Origin of the sequence: Streptococcus sp. HMSC068F04 (assembly GCF_001837455.1) — a bacterium.
In the GTDB taxonomy this organism is placed as follows: Bacteria; Bacillota; Bacilli; order Lactobacillales; family Streptococcaceae; genus Streptococcus; species Streptococcus salivarius_D.
In genome coordinates this window covers 1-17,934 of the sequence record NZ_KV832526.1, presented here as the reverse complement: position 1 = coordinate 17,934, position 17,934 = coordinate 1, and the positions used below count along the sequence as shown (strand labels likewise).

At 39.3% G+C, this 17,934-nt stretch carries 17 protein-coding genes; 3 read left to right on the top strand and 14 right to left on the bottom strand.

Annotated features, from left to right (window positions below):
* From HMPREF2571_RS10895 to queG, 9 genes are all read right to left on the bottom strand, one after another.
* On the bottom strand, window positions 1-1,029 hold a 1,029-nt coding region (locus HMPREF2571_RS10895), incomplete at its 3' end, for a glucosaminidase domain-containing protein (RefSeq protein ID WP_256315261.1).
* Between the two features lie 157 nt (window positions 1,030-1,186).
* A complete protein-coding gene (gene lepB, locus HMPREF2571_RS08710) occupies window positions 1,187-1,744 on the bottom strand; it encodes a signal peptidase I (RefSeq protein ID WP_013990669.1) in 558 nt (185 codons plus the stop codon).
* Window positions 1,745-1,865: 121 nt separating this feature from the next.
* The gene (locus HMPREF2571_RS08705; RefSeq protein ID WP_041817239.1) at window positions 1,866-3,095 is read right to left on the bottom strand and encodes a tetratricopeptide repeat protein; all 1,230 of its coding nucleotides are present in this window, start codon (window positions 3,093-3,095) and stop codon (window positions 1,866-1,868) included.
* Window positions 3,085-4,263 carry an AI-2E family transporter gene (locus HMPREF2571_RS08700; RefSeq protein WP_004182599.1) on the bottom strand — a complete coding sequence of 393 codons (1,179 nt, stop codon included), beginning with the start codon at window positions 4,261-4,263 and terminating at the stop codon, window positions 3,085-3,087. Before HMPREF2571_RS08700 ends, HMPREF2571_RS08705 begins: the two co-directional genes overlap by 11 nt.
* Window positions 4,264-4,272: 9 nt before the next feature.
* Window positions 4,273-4,755 carry an NUDIX hydrolase gene (locus HMPREF2571_RS08695; protein WP_004182600.1) on the bottom strand — a complete coding sequence of 161 codons (483 nt, stop codon included), beginning with the start codon at window positions 4,753-4,755 and terminating at the stop codon, window positions 4,273-4,275.
* A gap of 154 nt (window positions 4,756-4,909) precedes the next feature.
* Window positions 4,910-5,839: a permease-like cell division protein FtsX gene (gene ftsX, locus HMPREF2571_RS08690; RefSeq protein ID WP_013990671.1), complete on the bottom strand. Its 930-nt coding sequence runs from the start codon at window positions 5,837-5,839 to the stop codon at window positions 4,910-4,912.
* Window positions 5,832-6,524, bottom strand: coding sequence for a cell division ATP-binding protein FtsE (gene ftsE / locus HMPREF2571_RS08685; RefSeq protein WP_013990672.1), 693 nt, complete (start codon window positions 6,522-6,524; stop codon window positions 5,832-5,834). The genes ftsX and ftsE overlap by 8 nt, the downstream gene beginning before the upstream one ends.
* An 86-nt stretch (window positions 6,525-6,610) precedes the next feature.
* Window positions 6,611-7,709 (bottom strand): peptide chain release factor 2 gene (prfB, locus tag HMPREF2571_RS08680; protein ID WP_141760076.1). Its coding sequence is split into 2 segments (ribosomal slippage): window positions 6,611-7,636 and window positions 7,638-7,709, totalling 1,098 coding nucleotides; the frame shifts between segments, so codons are not numbered across the junction.
* 52 nt (window positions 7,710-7,761) lie between these two features.
* The gene (gene queG / locus HMPREF2571_RS08675; protein WP_013990673.1) at window positions 7,762-8,880 is read right to left on the bottom strand and encodes a tRNA epoxyqueuosine(34) reductase QueG; all 1,119 of its coding nucleotides are present in this window, start codon (window positions 8,878-8,880) and stop codon (window positions 7,762-7,764) included.
* A gap of 93 nt (window positions 8,881-8,973) precedes the next feature.
* On the opposite strand from queG, the gene HMPREF2571_RS08670 reads away from it, so the two are divergent.
* The gene (locus tag HMPREF2571_RS08670) at window positions 8,974-9,831 is read left to right on the top strand and encodes a metallophosphoesterase (RefSeq protein ID WP_013990674.1); all 858 of its coding nucleotides are present in this window, start codon (window positions 8,974-8,976) and stop codon (window positions 9,829-9,831) included.
* 25 nt (window positions 9,832-9,856) lie between these two features.
* On the opposite strand, the gene HMPREF2571_RS08665 is transcribed toward HMPREF2571_RS08670, so the two are convergent.
* The 5 genes from HMPREF2571_RS08665 to HMPREF2571_RS08645 all read right to left on the bottom strand — a co-directional run bounded on the left by HMPREF2571_RS08665 (window position 9,857) and on the right by HMPREF2571_RS08645 (window position 15,708).
* The gene (locus tag HMPREF2571_RS08665) at window positions 9,857-10,603 is read right to left on the bottom strand and encodes an NADPH-dependent oxidoreductase (protein WP_045771779.1); all 747 of its coding nucleotides are present in this window, start codon (window positions 10,601-10,603) and stop codon (window positions 9,857-9,859) included.
* 109 nt (window positions 10,604-10,712) lie between these two features.
* Window positions 10,713-13,397 carry a cation-translocating P-type ATPase gene (locus HMPREF2571_RS08660; protein ID WP_013990676.1) on the bottom strand — a complete coding sequence of 895 codons (2,685 nt, stop codon included), beginning with the start codon at window positions 13,395-13,397 and terminating at the stop codon, window positions 10,713-10,715.
* Between the two features lie 264 nt (window positions 13,398-13,661).
* Window positions 13,662-14,048 (bottom strand): YwiB family protein, encoded by a 387-nt coding sequence (locus tag HMPREF2571_RS08655; protein WP_002884910.1) that lies wholly within the window; start codon window positions 14,046-14,048, stop codon window positions 13,662-13,664.
* Window positions 14,049-14,072: 24 nt separating this feature from the next.
* Window positions 14,073-14,837, bottom strand: coding sequence for a nucleoside phosphorylase (locus HMPREF2571_RS08650; protein ID WP_013990677.1), 765 nt, complete (start codon window positions 14,835-14,837; stop codon window positions 14,073-14,075).
* Window positions 14,838-14,841: 4 nt separating this feature from the next.
* A complete protein-coding gene (locus HMPREF2571_RS08645; RefSeq protein ID WP_004182606.1) occupies window positions 14,842-15,708 on the bottom strand; it encodes a GNAT family N-acetyltransferase in 867 nt (288 codons plus the stop codon).
* Window positions 15,709-15,886: 178 nt separating this feature from the next.
* Between HMPREF2571_RS08645 and yidA the strand changes: the two genes are divergently transcribed.
* Together yidA and HMPREF2571_RS08635 are read left to right on the top strand one after the other, a co-directional pair.
* Window positions 15,887-16,693 carry a sugar-phosphatase gene (yidA, locus tag HMPREF2571_RS08640; RefSeq protein WP_004182607.1) on the top strand — a complete coding sequence of 269 codons (807 nt, stop codon included), beginning with the start codon at window positions 15,887-15,889 and terminating at the stop codon, window positions 16,691-16,693.
* Window positions 16,693-17,907, top strand: coding sequence for an aminoacyltransferase (locus HMPREF2571_RS08635; protein ID WP_004182608.1), 1,215 nt, complete (start codon window positions 16,693-16,695; stop codon window positions 17,905-17,907). Before yidA ends, HMPREF2571_RS08635 begins: the two co-directional genes overlap by 1 nt.
* The last annotated feature ends 27 nt before the right edge of the window (window positions 17,908-17,934 follow it).

Below are 17,934 nucleotides of genomic sequence, written 5' to 3'. Positions count from 1 at the left end.
AGCTGCCTTGTACCAGATAATATCATCTTGACCGTTCTTTTCTGACCAGGTTGGAACCAAGACTTCTTTGAAACCTCGTGGGGCAATCAAGTTTGAGATAACAACATCATAGCTACCATTAGCATTGTTGAGACCAGTGATAGCGAGATCGGCTTTAGGATTTTGACTCTCTACTCCTTCATTTTCTAGGACAGAATTGGTCGTATTGCTCACTGCATCCCATTCATAAAGTTTATAGGCTTCAATCAAACGGATAAGTTTTCCAGCGTAACTTGGATCTGTTGCATATCCTGCATTCTTAAGTTCCTGAGCCGCAATGCGATAATCTGTTTCATTCACAACTTTTCGGTAATTGTTTTTTCGCCACTCGGTACTCGTGAAAAATTTTGCATGGTCTACTACGCTATCATTCCATGAGGCATATTTTCGAAAAGCTGCATTGACCGTGATATAGCCACCATTAACATATTCCTGGGTAAGGACAGTCACGCTTTCTCCATTCCAGTCCTCTGAATCCTTAATGCCAAAAAGATTATTGTTCGGAGCCTTAGCAAGTTCAGAGCTTCCCCAACCACTTTCTAGGATAGCTTGTGCTGCCGTAATAGAGGGAAGGACTCCTTCCTTGGCTCCATCCATAGCTCCTTGCTTAATGGCACTAAGAAAATGACTTTGTTTTTGATCAATTTCGCTAAGATTATCTGCCTCTTGATAAGAGATTGTGGTCACAGAACTATTGGTTAAGACAGCTATTTTTGAAGAATCTGCCAGACTTGTTTGCTCCTCCTCTAATACCTTTTCACTTTGTAGATTCATTTGGCTCGTTGAATCATCGTGTACTCCCACTTCAGAATAACTTGCCTCATGATTATCTGTACTTTCTTTCAAAGTTGAAGATGTATCAGTTGGTGACAACATTTCATCTGCTTTCGCCGATTGACCAGACATTCCTAAAAATAAGATTGCTAGCATAACACCGCACAGTCCATAAGCTTTGCTTTTCTTAAATCCAAAATGAAATCCTAATTGCATCTTAATTTCCTTTTCTATTTACAATTTCTGCTGATTCATTTTAAGACGATTAAACTATCAGCATCATAAAGTCTTAAAATAAACCTTCACCAATTTATTCGCAAAAAAAGCTAGAAACTTATCAAAAGTTCCTAGCTTTTTTAGTAGTATTGAAATATTAATCGACATCAACGAAACCAAAACGTGATAGAGGATACAATCTGAAAGAGATAACACCTTTAATTTGGTCTTTTTCAATGAGACCAAACTTACGACTATCATCTGTATTACGGCGGTTATCGTTCAGTACAAGGTATTGACCTTTTTCAATCTTAGTTTGTTTATTATCTGTCAATGTTGCAATGGAAAAATCATCAGTAAAGAAATTCCCAGGTGAAACTGTCGCCAAATAAGCTGATTTATCCTTGCTAATATAGGCTTCGTCAACTGACTTATCATTGACATAAAGGAAATCATCCATAGCTGTCACGCTCTTGCCCTCACCAGCAATAACACGACCAATATAATCCTTGCCATTAACTGTATAAAGAATAAAATCTTTTTTCTGAGGTTCAACATTTTTATTGAAAGTAACATAATCACCAGCATGAATATAGTCATTCGCCTGACCTTCAGTCACACGGTGTGTTGAAAAGACAAATGCTCTTAACAACAAAATCACTACAATGGCAAGAACTGCTATGATAATATTTCGAATTAAATCTCTCTTAACCATACTTACTCCTTATGGGTTCTAATAAAATCATAACATAAATAGAGAAATAAAAAAAGAGGGAGTGAACAAGCTCAATGTATCTCTCCCTCTCTTTAAACCAATGATTAAAGCCTTTCGCAGCTTAATAATCCTCAAGAAATGTTTGCATATTGACATCATCTGGAACTAAGGCAAGGTATTTTTCTGCTGCTGCACGCGCCTGATCTCTGTAACCAAATTCCCTCAGGATATATGCATAATCATGGAGGAATTCAGGATTTTCAGATAAATCTTTAGCCAAATCTTGATAGATTTGAAAAGCTTCTTCTTCATCATCAAGTGCTTGGTAGGCCTTGGCAATGTTCCAACGAGCCAAAACAGAATCAACTTCGTAATCGGCTAAAGCTACCAGATCCTCGTAACGTTCTTCTTCTAAATAGAGAGTACTTAAACGTAGAACAATCTCATCTTGGTCCTCAGCGAGTGGTAAGGCTTGCTTCAGATAAGATTCAGCAGATTGAGTGTCATGCAACTCGTAGGATAACTGTGATGCTAACAAAAGTAATTGAACATCAAAAGCATTTTTTGAAATCCCTTGTTGTGCCATACGTAATGCTTCTTCAGTTTTATGTTCTGCATGTAAGGACAAGGCGTAAAAATACTCATAACCCTCGAAGTCAGCAGACATGATTTCTATCTGCTTAAAGTAAAAATTAGCTTTTTGATACTCTTCTTGATCATAGAGCAAAGTGGCTAATTCAAAAGCAATGGTATCATCGTATTCAATTTCAATGGCTTTTTCCAAAAATTCACGAGCAGCTTCAAACTTACCAAGACTGGCATAAGCCTTACCAATGCGCTCATAAGTAGAAACGCCAGTCATTGCCAGGAGGTCACGATTATCTAATTTAGCATAGTATTGAATAGCTTGTTCAAAATTTCCAAGTTCAAATTCCATCTCAGCCAAACCAAAAATAATCAATGAGTCATCTGATAGTTGACTTGCCTCCAACAACTTATCACGTGCCACATCAGTTAAGCCCTCCATTTGATAGAGGTCTGCCTTTACAATTAAAGCAGACAAATAGTCGTCAGAATCTTCAGGTATGGCATCCAAATAAAGAAAGGCCTCTTCAATATCACCATCTTCGGCTGCAATTTGTGCTAGATTGACATTAACTTCTGGAAAATCAAAACGAACTTTTTCGTAAATTTCCTGTGCCTGTGGTAAGAAACCAATAGACTCTAGATATTGGCCCAACTCAACAAGAACCTCTGCAGGGTCTTCTCGTAAAGCTTTTTTAAAATATTTGTCTGCGTGGTCTAAATCTTGGTTTCCAATAGAGGCAACCATTTTTTCACTATTTAACATCGTCTTTTTGTCCTTCATTTTCTAGATCATCTTGATAAAGATTACTTACAGAACGGTACCAATCAAAAATCTCTCTAACAACAACCTTGACAGAAGCATAGATTGGAATCCCTAATAGAACACCCCACACACCGTACAGAGATCCTGCTGTCAAGAGAATAAACATAATGGTGATAGGGTGAATGCTTAGTTTATTTCCCAAAACAAGCGGAGAAACAAAACGTCCTTCAATAGTTTGCTCGATGACAAAAATGATGAGGACCTTAATCAACATCGCAGGTCCTTGTACCAGTCCCATGATTACAACTGGTACCATAGCAAGAAAACTTCCTAGATAAGGAACCATGTTTAGAAAACCTGCCATAATACCAAAAGTCATACCATATCGAAGACCTACAATCTTAAACATAATACAGAACATGATAGCAACTACAATAGCGACTGTAACCTGCCCTTGAACATAGCCTTCGAGTTGACTATTAATATCTGAAAGCATACGAACAGTTGTTTCACGAAAGCGAGTTGGTAAGGCTGAGACAAAGCTATGTTTCATCTTTTGGCTATCTCTTAAAAGGTAGAAAAGAATGAAAGGTGCCAAAATAATAGCTACGGTCACCCTTGCTACTGTGCTTGCAAAAGTCCCAACCCATGTCAAAGCCGATGAAGAAAAGTTCTCAGCATAGTTGACCATTCTCGCTGAGAAATCACTAAGCATGGACTCTAGATCACCGTGGAAATTGGAAAGAATAGGAAGATTAATCCAACGTTCCGTCTCACTATTGGCACGTGCAATATATGATGGTGCATTTCTTATTAAAATCAAAATTTGATTTTGTAAGCTAGGAATAGCCGTCGAAATTCCCCAGACCAAGAGCAAACCAAGGATAGCATAGATAACCAAGATAGACATGGTTCGGTTTAGTCCGGTTCTTTCTACAAGTAGTACCAAAGGTTTTATTAAATAATAAAGGAGCATGGAAATAACCAGTGGCAACATAATAATGGTCATAAACTGAATGACGGGTGAAAAAATAGGACTGATCTTTGTGAAAATCAAAACCGTCAAACCAATCAAAAGTAAGATGAAAAAGGCTACAACAGCCTGATTATTCAATATCCACTTAAAAAACCATGTTTCTGAAAAATGTTCTGTTTTTTTACGCTTCATAGTTCCTCCCTATTTATCATAAAAAGTTACAGTCTTGTCTACTAAATTTTGGTTACGATCATAGACAAATTTTGCAGAGAAGAATGGTCTATCTTCAAGGATCCACTTGAAGATCTCATAGTCACCTTCCCAAGTTGGTTTAGATAAGACCTCATCATATGGTACCCATTCAAGCGTTCCTTCACGAGACTCCTCATCTGAGATGAGTTCTCCTTCAAAACCAGTTACCTTAAAGACATAGGTATACCAATCATGACCAGGGGTAAATTCTGGAAAGGTAATCATCCCTTTAAAATCCATCTCAGTCACTGTAAAATGGGTTTCCTCGAGAATTTCACGACGAGCACATTCGTCAGGCGTTTCTCCCGCTTCTAGTTTTCCCCCAACAGAAATCCACTTTCCTTCATGAACATCATTAGGCTTTTTATTACGATGTAGGAGCAAAAGCTCCTTTCCATTGTCAATATAACAAATGGTAGCTAACTTTGTCATAATGCATCTCTTTTCCAATGTTTTTTAAATATTATACCAAATATGGGATTGGATTTGGGCTTTAAGCAGACGATTTTGAGATATAGTTGAAAATCTGCTTTTCTGAATCTCTCGACAAACAAAAAGAGAACCAAAATAGTTCTCCTTTAATCTCTTAGTATTTCAAATAACGACGCATTGCCATACGTGACCCAATCGAACCGATAATAATACCGACTGCGAAAAGGGTTCCGATAACCGCATAGACAAACCACTCTGGATCATACATCGAAATACCACCTTTGACAAAATCTGGATTCAAAGATGAGTAAACCATGTGATACAAAAGATAAATGAGCCCAGAAGGAATGATGGCACCAAGTGCTCCAATGCAAGCACCTTCCATCAAGTAGGGACGACGAATGTATGAATTCTTAGCACCTACCAAACGCATGATTTGAATTTCAGTCGCACGTGACATAATGGTAATACGGATGGTATTTGAAATCAATAGGACAGCCACAATAGTTAAGAGTGCTGTGGCAATGATTCCCCAAAATTGAACACGTTTCATAGTGGACATCAGAATTTCAGTATCTGAGCCACCAAAGTTAGCATTATCAACACCCTGAATGGCTTTTGCTTCCTTGGCAACTCGACTCACATCATCTGGTGATTTCGTTTGGACGATGTAAACATCTGAAAGAGGGTTGGCATCTCCAGTAGCTGTCTCGAAACTTGAACCCATTGTTTCAATCAGTTGTTTCTTTTGCTCTTCTTTACTAGAGAAAGTAACCTTATCTACACCTTTGATTTTGGTCAAAGCATCATAAATCTTATGGTAGTCTTTATTAGCAACAATCTGTCCAGAAAGTTCCTTGACTGTTTTCGAGGCATCTGATGAATCTGGATCCAAGTAGACATTGACCTGAATATTCTTTTCAATATCTGAAGCCAATTTCTGCGTATTTAAAATAACAGAGCCAAAGACACCTAAAAGTGAAAGAACAATCATCACCGAAAATACTGCCGTAAGTGTCGACAATAGATTACGTTTGAGATTCTTAATCGATTCTCCTAAATGGCGGAAAAAGCGTCTAATCATGGTAACCGTACTCTCCTTCCTCTTCATCACGAACAATACGTCCTTCTTCAATCGCTACGACACGATGACGAAGGTTATTAACGATAGTTGAGTTATGGGTTGCCATTATAATGGTAGTCCCTTGCAAGTTAATACGTTCAAGGACTTGCATAATTTCCCATGAAATCTCTGGGTCCAAGTTCCCTGTTGGTTCATCCGCAATCAACACTTTTGGATTATTGACGATAGCACGCGCAATAGCGACACGTTGTTGCTCACCACCAGACAATTGATTTGGGAATGAACGCATCTTGTGTTTAAGACCAACCAACTCGAGAACCTCTGTCACCCGTTTCTTGATATGACGAGGTTTCTCACCAATAACTTCCATGGCATATGCAACGTTTTCAAAAGCCGTTTTCTTTGGAAGGAGTTTATAATCCTGGAAAACAACTCCAATAGAACGTCTCAAAAGTGGAACATCTTTCTTACGAAGTCGGGTTAAATCAAACTCTCCAACCTTCATAGAGCCACTCGTTAATTTTTCTTCTTGGTAGAACAAGCGAATTAAGCTTGATTTCCCAGCACCAGAAGGGCCGACTAAGTAAACAAACTCCCCAGAGTTAACAGACAAATCAATGTGTCTAAGGGCTGTTGTTGACTTATCATACTTCTTAGTAACATCTTTTAATTCAATAAGAGCCATAATGTCAGTATTCAACTACTAAAATAGCTGAAGCCTTCCTTTCATTGAGATAGAGTATCTAAATACTTGAAAATAGTATATCGTTACTATTCTTCCATACGCCACTTGAGGTAGGCATCGATGAAGCCTTCAATATCTCCATCCATTACCTTATCAACCTGGGCAACTTCATAGCCTGTACGGTGATCTTTAACCATGGTATATGGCGTGAAAACGTATGAGCGAATTTGACTTCCCCAAGTGATTTCTTTCTTATCACCCTTCAAAGCATTCACTTCTTCTGCTTTCTTTTCTTGCTCCATTTGATAGAGTTTAGCTTGAAGCATTTTCATCGCACGATCGCGGTTCCCATATTGTGTACGGTCAACCGTTGAAGCAACAACAATACCAGTTGGAATGTGGGTCAAACGCACACCAGTTGAAACCTTGTTGACGTTCTGACCACCAGCACCACCTGAACGGAATGTATCCATCTTGATATCATCATCACGAATCTCAACTTCAATGGTATCATCTAGTTCTGGCATGACTTCCACAGATGTAAATGAGGTATGACGACGTTTAGCAGAGTCAAATGGCGAAATACGAACCAAACGGTGGACACCCATTTCTGACTTGAGGAATCCATAAGCATTAGGTCCTTCAAAAGCAAGAGTTACAGATTTGATTCCAGCCTCATCACCAGCCTGATAATCCAAAGTCTCAACCTTGAAACCTTTAGCATTTCCATAACGTTGATACATACGAAGTAACATATCAGCCCAGTCCTGAGCTTCTGTACCACCAGACCCTGGGTGAATTTCCAGAATGGCATTGTTATGGTCATATGGTTCAGACAAGAGCAGTGTCATCTCGTAACTTGTCATAATCTTATCAAGTTTTTCGAGCGTTTCTTCCAGCTCTTCTTGAACACTATCATCTTCTTCCAACATTTCTAAATAAAGCTCTGTTTCGTCAGAGAGTTCTTGCATATTGTTGAAAGTTTCGTATTTCATTTTGAGCTCATTCAACTCTTGCGAGGTCTTTTGAGCTGCAATATTATCATTCCAAAAATCTGGCTCAGTCATTCGGTTTTCAAGGAGCGCAATGTCCTCTTCCAAACGATCTAAGTCAAAGAGACCTCCCGAAGCTCACGAGCTTCTCTTTATTTTCAGAGATTTTTTGGCGAATTTCTGCCACTTCCATGGATAGGTTTCCTCCATTTTATAGTATTATGCTTAATTCTAGCATAAATCACTTAAATTTGCCATTTTGCACACACAAGCTCCCACTCTGCTTGGGCGTCTTCATCTTTAGGTGAAAGATTCCTCATATAGTCTAACATGGCCTCATCGGGCTTCTTAACAATTTCTCCGAGAGCCCAAATGGCAGTCGCCGTATGGATGGGATTATTATTCTTATCGATAATCTCCATCAGTTTGACAATAGCATTGCGGTCATGTAAGTTGGCCAAGGCAATAATGGCATTACGTTGAAGAATATTCTTCCCTCGCCATGAACCGGCAATCATCCCAAATTTCTCCTTGAAGGATTTGTTACTCAGCTCAAGAAATGGAAGCAATTCGGGCATGGCAAGCTCAGGATCTATATCTGAAGCCAAAGGATTGTCGATACCTCTGTTATATGGACAGGAAATCTGACAAATATCACAGCCATAGATAACAGTCTTTATTTTCTTTCGAAACTCCATATCCATCATCCCCTTATCTTGGGTCTGGAAGGATAGGCAACGACGGGCATTCATAGTCCCATCGCCAATGAGACAAGATGTCGGACAGGCATCCAAACAACGACGACAATCCCCACATCCATAGTCTACTTCATGATCAGGTTCTATCTCTAGATTAGTGATAAGCTCACCGAGATACATGTAGGAGCCGTATTCTTTTGAAATCACTAGTCCATTCTTTCCGATAAAACCTATTCCAGCTCGCTTGGCCACTGCTGTATCGACCAAGGCTCCAGTATCCACCATACCTTTATATTCGAAGTTTTCCGTCAGTTTTTCAATGCCTTCTGCCAAGCATTTTAGTTTGTCCTGCAAAACATAGTGGTAATCTAGACCCCACGAATTTGGAGTGATTTTGCCCCGCTTAAATTCTGTTTTTTGGGGTTGTTGCGGCAACTTATGCGGATAGGCTACTGCAATGGAAATGATGGTTTTAGCTGATTCTAAGGTCAACTTAGGATAAATACGCTCTTCAATATTTTTATGTTCAAACCCTGTTGTTCGCCCTTCTTCGACACCAAGTCGAAGGGATTTCTCCAGATAGGCAAAATCATCAGCGGTTGTAAAACCAATTTTTGAAATGCCAATTTCCTTGGCCATCTTTTGTATTTCTAACTTGATATCCATATTCTTATCATAATGAAAATGTAGTCCAAGGGCAAGTATTTTCCACCATCTTCATATAGAGACAAGCCTTAACCTTTTTGTTACAATGTTTTTATGACAAGACTTGCAGTAATGAGTGATTTACATATTGATTTGAATCACTTTGAAACATATGAAATCGATACTCTTATAAAGTGTCTAAAAGATCAAGAAGTTAGCCACCTCCATATCGCCGGTGATATTTCTAATCATTATTATGCTGACACGAAACCTTTCCTACGAAAACTGTCTAAGGCGGTCAAGGTCACCTATAATTTAGGCAATCATGATATGCTTGATTTAGAAGATGAGCTTATTGATAATCTTGATTTTCAGGTAATTGATTTAGGAAGTAAGACATTATTGGCTTTTCATGGGTGGTATGATTATTCCTATTCTGATGAAAAATTAGATAAGATTCTTAAACGTAAGAAGCAACTCTGGTTCGACCGACGACTTAAACGATTGGGTACTGATCCCGAAATCTGTCAAACTAGTCTCCAGAAGCTAGATAATATTCTAAATGATTTAGACACGAATAACCTTATAGTTGCCATGCATTTCGTTCCTCACAGTCGTTTCACCATGACGCACGTACGTTTTAAACCTTTTAACGCTTATTTGGGATCTGAACAATTCCATCAGATTTTCGTCAAGCACGGCGTTAAAGATGTTGTTTTTGGTCATGCCCACCGCAGTTTTGGGACGGTAACTATTGACGGTGTAACCTATCACTCGCGTCCTCTTGGATACCGACGAGAATGGGACTTAATTATTGATTTTGTTTCCAATCACCCTGAACTCAATCCTACTGGAACATGGAACCTATCCAAGCGTTATAACCTAGTCAAGAAACTACAAGAGTTTTTAGAGTATGAAAAAAAGGAACTAGCAAATGAGTTCCTTTCATCCATGACACTATTTGATTTGTAGAACGACTCTTACGGGAGTCGTTTTTTTAGTCGATGAAAAATCCCTGTTTTTGAAGATCCTTCAAGGTATTAGCACGGTTGGCAACGGATTTATTCATGGTCTTAGCAATCTGAGTCGTAAATTCATCAACCCTATTATTGAGATCGCGGAGATCATAATACTCATGGACTTCAGCGTCGTAATCTTTTAGCTCCTCCAAGGGATTTTCCAAATCCTGATAATAATTTTCCATATGGATGACGTGACGTGGCAAACGAGGTTTAAGCTGTGGCTCCTGATCTGGCCAACCAACCGCTAGGCCCACTGCAGGATAGACATACTTTGGAAGTTTGAGAAGCTCCGAAAGCTTGGCATTATCATTCAAGATACTTCCCAAATAAACTGTTCCCATGCCTAAGCTCTCAGCAGCTACTACCACATTTTGAGCAGCAATCATTGCATCCGAGAAAGCAGAGATAAAGCGTTCGGGACTACCTTGCACCAAGGCTTCAGCACCCTTTGCCTCTGCAATCAGAGTGTTACGTCTTTGGTCTACAACAAAGACAAAAAGATGCCCAGCATTTGGAATATAAGGCTGATTCGCAATTTCAGCAATTTCTTCCTTCAATGTTTCATCTGTAATACTGATAATCGAATAGGACTGTCTAAAATTACTAGTTGCCGTATGTCTGGCAACATCAACCAGAAGGTCAACTTCTTCCTGTGTCAAAGCTAGAGGTTTAAATTGACGGATGCTACGGTGATTGAGTTGTGTCTTAATAGTCTCGTTCATGGCCTTCTCCTTAACTTGTGATCATTTCTCTTCAATTATAAACAAGACTCCCCCTTAATTCAAGATGTGATAAGAAAAAGCCAGAGACCATTATCTCTGACTTTATGTTTTAAATAGCGTCTTTATCCTTACCAAGGGCACGTTGAATAGCTTTGACTAATTCAACCAATACCACAATCAAGAAGGAACCTACAATAACCGCAAGCCATTGTGTCAGACTAAGGTGTGACACATGGAAAAGGCTATTAAATCCAGGAACTACGATAGTTGCCATCAACAGAACGAAGGCTACTGGAATTGCCCAGTTGAAAGTCTTGTTTCTAAAGAGACCAACTTTAAAGACTGATTGATAAACAGATTTAACGTTAAAGGCATGGAGCAACTGGATTAATCCAAGTGTGGCAAAGGCCATTGTAAGGGCATCCGCATGAATTTCTGCTTGCGTATGGTGCTCTGGGAAGGCAAGGCCCCAACCATATACTGCAAGAACAAGGATAGTTTGGAAGACACCTTGATACATAATCGCTCCGAAGACACCACCATCAAAGAAGTTTGATTGGCGACCACGAGGTTTGTGAGTCATAATACCTGGTTCAGCTGGCTCAACCCCAAGTGCGATAGCTGGAAGGGTATCAGTGACTAGGTTAATCCAGAGAAGGTGTACTGGTTGAAGCACATCCCAACCAAACAGTGTGGCAAAGAAGATAATGAAAACTTCGGCCATGTTGGCTGACAAGAGGTATTGGATTGATTTTTGAATATTTGAGAAGACCTTACGTCCCTCTTCTACGGCAACGATAATTGTCGCAAAGTTATCATCGGCAAGAACCATATCTGAAGCTCCCTTAGAAACCTCTGTACCTGTGATTCCCATACCGATACCGATATCAGCTGTCTTAAGTGAAGGCGCATCATTAACCCCATCACCTGTCATGGCAACAACCTTGCCATCATTTTGCCAAGCCTTGACGATACGAACCTTGTGTTCAGGAGACACACGCGCATAGACAGAGTACTGTTTGAAGACTTTTTGGAATTCTTCATCAGAAAGCTCATTAAGCTCAGCTCCAGTAAAGACATGATCTTCTGTATCATTTGGGTCGATGATACCAAGACGCTTAGCGATTGCTTCTGCTGTATCTTGGTGGTCACCTGTGATCATGATTGGACGAATCCCCGCTTCTTTAGCGACACGGACAGCCTCTGCTGCTTCTGGACGTTCTGGGTCAATCATACCTACCAAACCTGAGAAAATCAAATCAGACTCAACAACTGCAGATTCCAAGGTAGGAATGTCATTCGTTATCTTATAAGCCATCATCAAGACACGAAGAGCTTGTTTTGCCAAGTCCTTATTAGTCGCAAGGATTGCTTGTTTGTCTTCATCCGTGATTGGACGAATCTCACCATTGATTTCAATACGAGTCACTCGTTTGAGCAATTGGTCAGGCGCACCCTTAACAGCTACAAAGTATGTGCCATCCGCTTCTTTGTGAATAGTAGACATGAGCTTACGGTCAGAGTCAAATGGCAATTCTGCCACACGAGGCTCTGATTTCAAGACGTCACGCACATCAAAATTATGGTCCAAACCAAATTGAACAAGGGCTGTTTCGGTTGGATCACCGATTAGTTTACCATCTGGGTCTACCTTAGTATCATTGGCAAAGTTCATAATACGAAGGGTTGTATTGTCAGCACCAAGTTCCGTAGCAGCGCTTTGCAATTGACCGTTTGTATAGACTTTTTCAACAGTCATTTGGTTCATGGTTAAGGTACCAGTCTTATCAGATGCGATAATTTCTGTTGAACCAAGGGTTTCAACAGCTGGCAATTTACGAACAATCGAATTGCGCTTAGCAAGGGTCGTTGTCCCAAGTGACAAAAGAATGGTTACAATGGCAGGTAAACCTTCAGGAATCGCTGCAACGGCAAGAGCAACGGCAACCATCAAGCCTTCAAGAGGCTGTTCGCCACGAATGAAGACACTAACCAAGAATGTCACCAAGGCAATAGCGACAATAAGATAGGTCAAGGTCTTAGACAGTTGCTCCAAGCTTTGTTTCAATGGCGTTTGTGATTCGTCCGCATTAGCCAGCATATCGGCAATCTTACCGACCTCTGTATACATACCGGTATTGGTTACAACTCCTGTACCACGACCATAAGTAACGTTAGAATTTTGATAACCCATATTTACACGGTCACCGATACCTGCTTCTGCTTCAACTGTCTCAGTAACGTCCTTTTCAACTGGTACAGATTCACCGGTAAGGGATGCTTCTTCAATCTTAAGTGAGGCAGCTTCGAGCAAGCGCATATCCGCAGGAACAACATCACCAGCTTCAAGCAAGACGATGTCTCCAGGAACCAATTCGCGTGAATCAATTTCAACGACATGCCCATCACGACGCACACGAGCCATAGGACTAGACATGTTTTTGAGGGCTTCAATAGCCGCTTCTGCTTGACCTTCTTGATACACACCAAAGGCTGCATTCAAAACAACAACGGCTAAAATAATGCAGGCATCCGTCAAACCATGCATACCTTCTGTAATAACAGAAAGGGCGGCGGCGACAAGCAAGATGATAATCATCAAATCTTTAAACTGATCGATGAATTTTGACAAGAGGCTGCGTTTTTCACCTTCATCCAACTCGTTATAGCCATAGGCATCTAAACGTTCCTTGGCTTGTGCAGTAGACAAACCATCAACAGAAGTGTCCAAGTTTTTTAGGACTTCTTCCTCTCCTTGTGTGTAAAACAAGGCTTTATTTTGTTCTTTAGACAAAATAATCTCCTCCTTCTATATAGGGAAAAATGGCTAACAAGACTCTTTTCATATAAAAAATCATACAAAAAGAGACTTGTTTAATAAAAAACAAGTCTCGCTGTTTAAGAATATGCCGGAAATGTAAAATTTCGTAATGACGACATAATCGCAACTGTTAATCAAATCTCATGATTACAGTCACCTGCTACTCCCTTATTTGTACTAAACATTTTATCATAAATTATTCTTTATTCAAGCAAAATGATTCTATTTTTTCAAAAATTAAAACCAAGAAACTTCTAATTCATAATCAGCAAAAACGTCTTCTGTTTCTGGATGTTTCAATTGATAATGAATATCAACTGTCTGTCCATTCGGGTCATGGGCAAATAGACTAGTGTCTGTCAGAAAATGCTGGGTACCAAGCGGTGTCGGAATGTGGACCAAGGCAGGTACTTTAGCAGAAAAACGCATGATGGATTTAGGATTAGAAAAGCGTGTCATCACTAGCTCATCCTGATTCAACTTAATAACCACTTTTTCTTTCTCGGAATTATGATGAACAAGATAGGTATAATCCCCTTTTTCCATAACCTCACAAGTGTGGATTTCTTCGATAATCTCCGTTTGATCCCCTACTTTAATTTTGTTTTTTATTTTTATTTCCATTGATTACTCCTTTTCTTTCTATACTTATTTTTCCAACTCTAATGCGATACTGACAGCAATCTCGAAGAAAGTCATTACATCTGTCTTTCTCTCTTCATGTCTAGCATCCCACTCATGATTGTGATGATCAACATAGTCAGCCGTGTAGAAAAACTGATAAACATTGGCTTGTCGATATTGGGCCCAGGCCATGATAGCCGAAGATTCCATATCTACAACTTTCGCTCCTGCTTCAAGTCTTCGTTTTACCTTAGCAGCTGTTTCACGATAGAAGGCATCTGTCGTCCAAACTTTGGTCCGAATGTGCTCAATACCAGATTTGTTCAAAGCGTTCTCCATGGTTAAGAGCAAAGTTTCGTCATAAGCTATCTCATCACTTGCAGGAGCGTAATGGTAACTTGTACCTTCATCACGTAGAGCTGAACTTGGTATAATAATTTTATCTGCTTGAATTGACTGATCTAGAACTCCGCAAGAGCCCAAAACGATAAAGTTGTTAAAGCCTCTCGCTTTGAGTTCTTCTAAGAAACCCACAACCATTGGAGCTCCAATAGTAGCCATAGCAACTGCAAGTTTAAATCCATCTACTTCATAGATATACCATGGATATTTGCTATTTAGGTTGGTGAGATAACCACCTTCATAGACTCCGTCTATCTGCTTTACTCGTTCAAGGATTTCTCCATTAAAAGACAGAATAATAGTATCACAGATTTCTCCACCACTAATAAGGCTTCGATCAGTTGGCTCTATCACAGCAGGTACATTTTCAAATTCTTCTAATAACATGTAATCATTCTTTCTGCTTCAAGTAAACCACCTGGGTTTGTTTGACAAAGCCAATCTTTTCATACAAGCGTTTGGCACCTATATTGCTATCTTCCACTGCAATTTGGAAGGACTTGTCATTTTGCGCAATAAGTTGGTTGACGACTGATTTTGCCAGATAGCTTCCATAGCCTTGGCCACGATAGGCTTCTGCTACGGCAAGTCCATAAAGGTAGTTGTTATTCCCAGATAAATCGACCGTACAAACTCCAATGACCTGAGCTTCTTTGAGAAGGATGTAAAGTAGGCCATCGGAATCCTTCAAGGCCTCTGTAATGTATCTGCGACTTGCTTCAAGTGTTTCCTCTGCATCAGAAAAGGCTTGCTGGTGGAGTTGGGCAATTTCATCTAGGTAAGAAGGTTCAGCTAAGAGCACCTTGACATCTGAACGGGAATCCAGAGCATATGGTGTTCTATCTCGCCCTAGCCAGGTTTCCGTCTCTTCATCCTCAACCAAACCCCAATGACTTGCCAAATCAGGATGATGATCGAGAAAAACACGCTCCGTCTGAAAGGTCACTGAGCGAATAGGGTAAGATGCCATTTCTTTTTCAAAGCTTCTATACATCGCACGCGCAATACCATGACGACGATAACTAGGGTCCACTAGGAAGCTCACTTCAACGTCTTCGTTATCCGCATAAACCGTTAACAACCCAAGCAACTTTCCTTCTTGATAATAGAGGAAAAAGGCTGGCATGATGGGGTCAAAATTAAGCATATTGGAGAGATAGGGTTCTCGAAAGGTTTGATCATGGGCTTGGCAGCTAGCAATCAATGCTTTTGCTACCTTCCGTTCTTGCTCCGTCAATTGGTTGGTTACTCGAATCACTTTATCTCTCCTTTATTTGTCTGACCTTATTTTACCAATTAAAAAGCATTTGGGCAATTCTTACCTAATCTACTTCTTTAAAGTAGGCAATATGTTTTTTCTCATGACAAACTATGACAAATCATTTAAATTTTAGTAGAATAGAAGAGAAATTAACTAAACGAAACAGGTAATTATTATGTCTATTAAACTTATTGCTGTTGATATTGATGGAACGCTTTTAAATAGCCAACGTCAAGTTACACCTGAAGTCTTTCAAGCGATTCAAGATGCTAAAGCTGCCGGTGTAAAGGTTGTCATCGCGACTGGTCGTCCCATTCCTGGAGTACTTCCACTTCTTGAAGAACTCAACCTCAACCAAGACGGAGATTATGTTATCACCTTCAATGGTGGGCTTGTCCAAGAAACTTCTACTGGTAATGAATTAATTCGTGAGACACTCTCATACGAAGACTACCTTGATATTGAGGTTTTGGCTAACAAGCTTGGTGTTCATTCTCACGCCATTACTAAAGATGGTATCTACACAAGTAATCGCAACATTGGACGCTATACAGTTCATGAGTCTACACTTGTTCATATGCCGATTTACTATCGTACACCTGAGGAGGTAGCTGACAAGGAATTCGTTAAAGCCATGTATATTGATGAACCTGAAATTCTTGATGTAGCCATTGCCAAACTTCCACAGGAATTTTATGACCGCTTTACCATTGTAAAATCAACACCATTTTATCTAGAAATTCTTAAGAAAACAGCCAACAAAGGGATTGCTGTAACCCATCTTGCTGAAAAACTCGGTCTTTCGAAAGAAGAAACTATGGCTATCGGTGATGAAGAAAATGACCGTGCTATGCTTGAAGTCGTTGGCTCTCCTGTTGTTATGGAAAATGGTAATCCAGAATTGAAGAAAATTGCGAAACACATCACAAAATCAAATGATGAATCTGGTGTTGCTTACGCTATTAGAAAGTGGGTATTGTAATGTATAGTTATAAAATTGGAATTTCTGCTGAAGAACATGATCACTTTGTAAAAAACAGTGACCAAGTTAATCTTTTACAGAGCAGTAATTGGGCTAAAATTAAGGACAATTGGAATAATGAGCGAATCGGATTTTATAAAGATGGCAGACTAGTAGCAACTGCATCTATTCTAATACGTAGGCTTCCTCTAGGTCTGACTATGCTCTACATTCCGCGTGGTCCAATAATGAACTACTCTAATATAGAATTAGTGACTTTTGTTATTGATTCTCTTAAAAAAATTGCAAAAACAAAACGTGCACTTTTTATTAAATTTGACCCATCCCTTATTCTCAAATCTTACCTCATTGGTGAGAATGTTGAAGAAAATATTAATACACTAAAAACAATAGAAATCTTACAAAAATGTGGTGCCGAATGGACAGGTCGGACCCAAAACATTTCCCAGAGTATTCAACCACGCTATCAGGCTAATGTTTATACAAAGGAGAATATTATTAATACTTTTCCTAAACACACAAAGCGTTTAATAAAAGATTCTGATAAACGTGGTGTTCAAACTTATCGAGGAACAATTGATGATCTCAAAGCATTCTCTAATGTTATTGCACTTACCGAATCTCGTAAAGGGGTTTCCCTCCGAAATGAGGAATATTTCAGAAAGTTAATGAAAATATATGGTAATGATGCTTATCTTCATCTAGCAAAAGTTAATCTACCCAAGCGTTTGGAGCAGTACAAAGCTCAGTTAATTGAAATTCAAGATAACCTTTCTGAAACTTCAGATAATCAAAAGAAACGTTTGAAAAAATTGAAACAGCAAGAGACATCTATAAAAAAATATATCACTGAGCTCGAAGATTATGTAAAAGATTATGATAAGGAACTAGTTATTGCAGGTATTTTATCAATAAAATTTGGTAATACAATGGAAATGCTCTATGCTGGGATGAATGAAGATTTTAAGAAGTTCTACCCACAGTATAAGCTATATCCTAGAGTTTTTGAAGATGCATATAATGACAACATTATATGGGCCAATATGGGAGGAGTTGAGGGTAGTCTTGATGACGGTCTAACAAAATTTAAGTCTAACTTTGCCCCTCATATTGAGGAATTTATCGGTGAATTTAATATTCCTGTAAATAAAGTATTATATAGAGTTTCAAATTTTGTATACGAACTTCGCAAAAAACTCCGAAACAAACATTAGTCAAAACCACCCGTGAGAACGGGTGGC

What these genes read in the sequence shown, in the direction of transcription:
- lepB (WP_013990669.1), bottom strand. Translation starts at nt 1,744, where the DNA reads ATGGTTAAGAGAGATTTAATTCGAAATATTATCATAGCAGTTCTTGCC.
- HMPREF2571_RS08705 (WP_041817239.1), bottom strand. Translation starts at nt 3,095, where the DNA reads ATGTTAAATAGTGAAAAAATGGTTGCCTCTATTGGAAACCAAGATTTA.
- HMPREF2571_RS08700 (WP_004182599.1), bottom strand. Translation starts at nt 4,263, where the DNA reads ATGAAGCGTAAAAAAACAGAACATTTTTCAGAAACATGGTTTTTTAAG.
- HMPREF2571_RS08695 (WP_004182600.1), bottom strand. Translation starts at nt 4,755, where the DNA reads ATGACAAAGTTAGCTACCATTTGTTATATTGACAATGGAAAGGAGCTT.
- ftsX (WP_013990671.1), bottom strand. Translation starts at nt 5,839, where the DNA reads ATGATTAGACGCTTTTTCCGCCATTTAGGAGAATCGATTAAGAATCTC.
- ftsE (WP_013990672.1), bottom strand. Translation starts at nt 6,524, where the DNA reads ATGGCTCTTATTGAATTAAAAGATGTTACTAAGAAGTATGATAAGTCA.
- queG (WP_013990673.1), bottom strand. Translation starts at nt 8,880, where the DNA reads ATGGATATCAAGTTAGAAATACAAAAGATGGCCAAGGAAATTGGCATT.
- HMPREF2571_RS08670 (WP_013990674.1), top strand. Translation starts at nt 8,974, where the DNA reads ATGACAAGACTTGCAGTAATGAGTGATTTACATATTGATTTGAATCAC.
- HMPREF2571_RS08665 (WP_045771779.1), bottom strand. Translation starts at nt 10,603, where the DNA reads ATGAACGAGACTATTAAGACACAACTCAATCACCGTAGCATCCGTCAA.
- HMPREF2571_RS08655 (WP_002884910.1), bottom strand. Translation starts at nt 14,048, where the DNA reads ATGGAAATAAAAATAAAAAACAAAATTAAAGTAGGGGATCAAACGGAG.
- HMPREF2571_RS08650 (WP_013990677.1), bottom strand. Translation starts at nt 14,837, where the DNA reads ATGTTATTAGAAGAATTTGAAAATGTACCTGCTGTGATAGAGCCAACT.
- yidA (WP_004182607.1), top strand. Translation starts at nt 15,887, where the DNA reads ATGTCTATTAAACTTATTGCTGTTGATATTGATGGAACGCTTTTAAAT.
- HMPREF2571_RS08635 (WP_004182608.1), top strand. Translation starts at nt 16,693, where the DNA reads ATGTATAGTTATAAAATTGGAATTTCTGCTGAAGAACATGATCACTTT.